This window comes from Nonomuraea rhizosphaerae, assembly GCF_019396405.1.
Classification (GTDB): Bacteria; Actinomycetota; Actinomycetes; order Streptosporangiales; family Streptosporangiaceae; genus Nonomuraea; species Nonomuraea rhizosphaerae.
Genome location: NZ_JAHKRL010000002.1, coordinates 1 through 3,060 on the forward strand (window position 1 = coordinate 1; position 3,060 = coordinate 3,060).

The 3,060-nt window shown below is 65.5% G+C and carries 3 protein-coding genes and 1 pseudogene; 2 read left to right on the forward strand and 2 right to left on the reverse strand.

All coding sequences use genetic code 11. The annotated features are described in order from the left end of the window. Together KME77_RS00015 and KME77_RS00020 are read right to left on the reverse strand one after the other, a co-directional pair. Positions 1-318, reverse strand: a 318-nt coding sequence (locus tag KME77_RS00015; protein WP_219459808.1) for a response regulator, incomplete at its 3' end; no start/stop codon positions are given. Beyond that, on the reverse strand, positions 315-1,667 hold the full coding sequence (locus tag KME77_RS00020; RefSeq protein ID WP_219459810.1) for a sensor histidine kinase: 1,353 nt from the start codon (positions 1,665-1,667) through the stop codon (positions 315-317). The genes KME77_RS00020 and KME77_RS00015, both read right to left, overlap by 4 nt. Before the next feature lie 112 nt (positions 1,668-1,779). Here KME77_RS00020 and KME77_RS00025 point away from each other — a divergent pair. Next, positions 1,780-2,430: pseudogene (locus KME77_RS00025) on the forward strand (ABC transporter ATP-binding protein); the annotation flags it as partial. Positions 2,431-2,495: 65 nt separating this feature from the next. Further along, entirely contained in the window at positions 2,496-2,987 is a 492-nt protein-coding gene (locus tag KME77_RS00030; RefSeq protein ID WP_219459814.1) for a hypothetical protein, read from the forward strand. The last annotated feature ends 73 nt before the right edge of the window (positions 2,988-3,060 follow it).

The window sequence follows — 3,060 nt, forward strand, 5'->3', positions numbered from 1 at the left end:
GGACCGTGACTGGAGTTCAGACGTATGCTCTTCCGATCTGGCGCGGAGAGCATCGTAGACATAGGCATCAAGATCGAACATCGTCACGATCAAGACCCGCGCCACATCTCCGATGCGGCGCGTGGCTTCGATCCCATCCATCTCCGGCATCCGAACGTCCATGAGGACCACGTCCGGTCGTTCCTCCATGGCGACGGCCACCGCCTCGGCTCCCGTCGCCGCCTCGCCGACAACCATCAGATCGGGCTCGGAGTCGACCAGCACCTTGAAGCTGCCCCTGAGCAACGCCTGGTCATCGGCGACGAGAACCCGGATCACGACGAACCCCCGTAAGGCAACCGGGCCAGCACACGGAACCCCCGCCCAGGAAGGCGCCCCGCCTCGAAGACTCCGTCGTACATCATGACCCGCTCACGCATCCCGATCAGCCCGTGTCCGGTCCCATCAACAGGCAGCGTGCGTCGGCCGTGCCCGTCGTCGACCACTTCGATCCGCACTTCTCTCGTGTCGGCGACCACCGACACCCGGCACTTGGCTGGTGCCGCATGCTTGACGACGTTGGTGAGTGCCTCTTGCACGATCCGATAGACCGACAGCTCCACTCCGTCAGGAAGCATCGCCTTCAGGCGCGAGGTATCTTCTTCCGCCCCATGTCCGCCTTGATCCCCACTCCGAGTCTTTTGATCGCCCCGCGTCCGGGCATCGTTTGTGTTCACCGCTCGATGAGAATTGTCGTCGGCGGAACCGGCTGCTCCGCTTTCAGGCCGAGCGCGCACTGCCACATCGTCTCCCCCTTCGACACGCCCTCCGGTGGCGAGCCGAATGTCGAGCTCAACTTCGACTCCCGCGAGTCTCGCCTGCGCGGCCAATCCCTGGAGACCACTGATACCAGGAGCGGGACCTCGATCGGGTGTCTCATCCGAACGCAGGACGCCGAGCAGATGACGCATCTCGACCAGAGCGCTCCTGCTGGCGTTCTCGATCACCCGCAGCGCGTCGTGCGCCTCCTCTGGCCTGGTGGCCATCACATGGTTGGCCACGCCTGCCTTGACCGCGATCAGTCCCACGCTGTGCGTGACGACGTCGTGCAACTCGCGGGCGATGCGCAGCCGCTCCTCCGCCACGGCCTGCCCTGCCAGGCGCTCGATACCGCGCGCCGCGTACTGTCTTCGCTCCCGTACGGCGCGCCCGACCGTCCACGCGCCTCCCAGTGCCGCGATGCCGATGAGCGGCTGATCGAGACCCGTCAGCCAGGCGGGACCGCCGGGGGTCGGCGCACCGCCGGCGATCACCAATCCGACCAGCGTGACCATAGTGAGCACACCGATCGCCGAGGTCGGGACCCATGCTCCGCGCGTGTCGGTCAGCGCGACTATGTAGAGCGCATAGGCGGGCGAGATGTAGGCGACGGAGACGCCCAGCGTCATGGCGGCCGTGAGGGAGAGTGCGAGCGTCAGACAGAAGACAGGCAGCGGCCACAGCCTGCGCAGACTCAACGTCAGCCCGAGTCCCAGGAGTACGATCAGCCTCGCCGACGGCGGCAGATCCTGCGCGCGCACCGATGACGTGAGAAAGATGAGGCAAAAGCCCAGCCCTGCCAGCAGGTCCAGCGCGATCAACTCGCGACGGCTCAAGCGAGCGGTGAAGAGGGAGTGGGTTTCGTTCACGCGTTGACCGTAGTGGTTGGAGGCGGGTCCACACGTCAGACCAGGGTCTGACCTTCAGGTTCGGACCGTGGTCCGATGTGGCCGCCACCCGCCGTACCGCATTCTTTACCGCGTGATCGAACTCAACCGCCTGACCAAGCGTTACGGCGACACACTCGCCGTCGACAACCTGTCCTTCACAGTGGAGCCCGGGTACGTGACCGGTTTCCTTGGCCCCAACGGAGCCGGCAAATCCACCACGATGCGTCTCATTCTCGGCCTTGATGCGCCGACCTCCGGAGAGGCCCTCGTCAACGGGCGACGATACACCTCCCTCAGCAAACCCATGCACGAGGTCGGCGCGCTGCTCGACGCGAGCGCGGTGCACGGAGGACGCAGCGCTTACAATCACCTCCTGTGCCTGGCGCGCACCAATGACATCGGCCCGACCCGCGTGGCGGAGGTCCTGGAGCAGGTCGGTCTGTCCGGGGTGGCGCGCAAGCAGGTGGGCGGGTTCTCACTGGGCATGAAGCAGCGGCTCGGCATCGCGGCCGCGCTGCTCGGCGACCCTTCTGTGCTGATGTTCGACGAGCCGGTCAACGGACTGGATCCCGACGGAGTCCGCTGGATCCGTGACTCAATGCGCTCATTGGCCCAGCAAGGCAGGACCATTCTGCTCTCCAGCCACCTGATGAGCGAGATGGCACTGACGGCCCAGCGCATCGTCATCATCGGCCGCGGCAAGCTGATCACGCAGGCCAGCGTGGCCGAGCTCACCGAGCGCTACCCGTCTCTCGAGGACGCCTACCTCGCGTTGACCGCGAGCAGTGTGGAGTACGGAGTCACCCGATGAGGACGACGTTCTCTTCCGAGTGGCTGAAGCTGCGCTCGGTGACCTCGACCTATCACGCGCTCGGCGTGGCCGCGCTTACCGTGGTCCTCGGCATGGCATGGACGTTCTACGTGAGCGGCCTGGCCGACGAACGCGGATCGCTGCGAGCGGCGGCACCTGAGCAGGGCTTTCTGCCACTGATCCAGATCAGCCTGGCCGTGCTCGGCGTGCTGGCGATCACCACCGAGCAGGCCAGCGGCATGATTCGCACCAGTCTCACCGTCGTCCCCAACCGAGGCACCTTATTGCTGGCGAAAGCGGGGGTGGTCGCCGCAGTTACCTTTGTCGCCGCCAACTCGATCATTGTTCTCACATACGTGACGAGCAGGCTCATAGCCGGCGACCGCCAGCTCAGGTTCAACAAGACTCCCCTGGCCGACGACCTGCCGATGCTGCTCCGGAAGGTGTCAAGTCAAATGCGACAGGGAGTGGGCTGGTCTGATCGCTAGGCGGCCTCTTCCGGCTGGTTGATGTAGGCGACCTGCGGGATCTTGGGGAGCCGGGGCGTGCGGGTGAACCGGT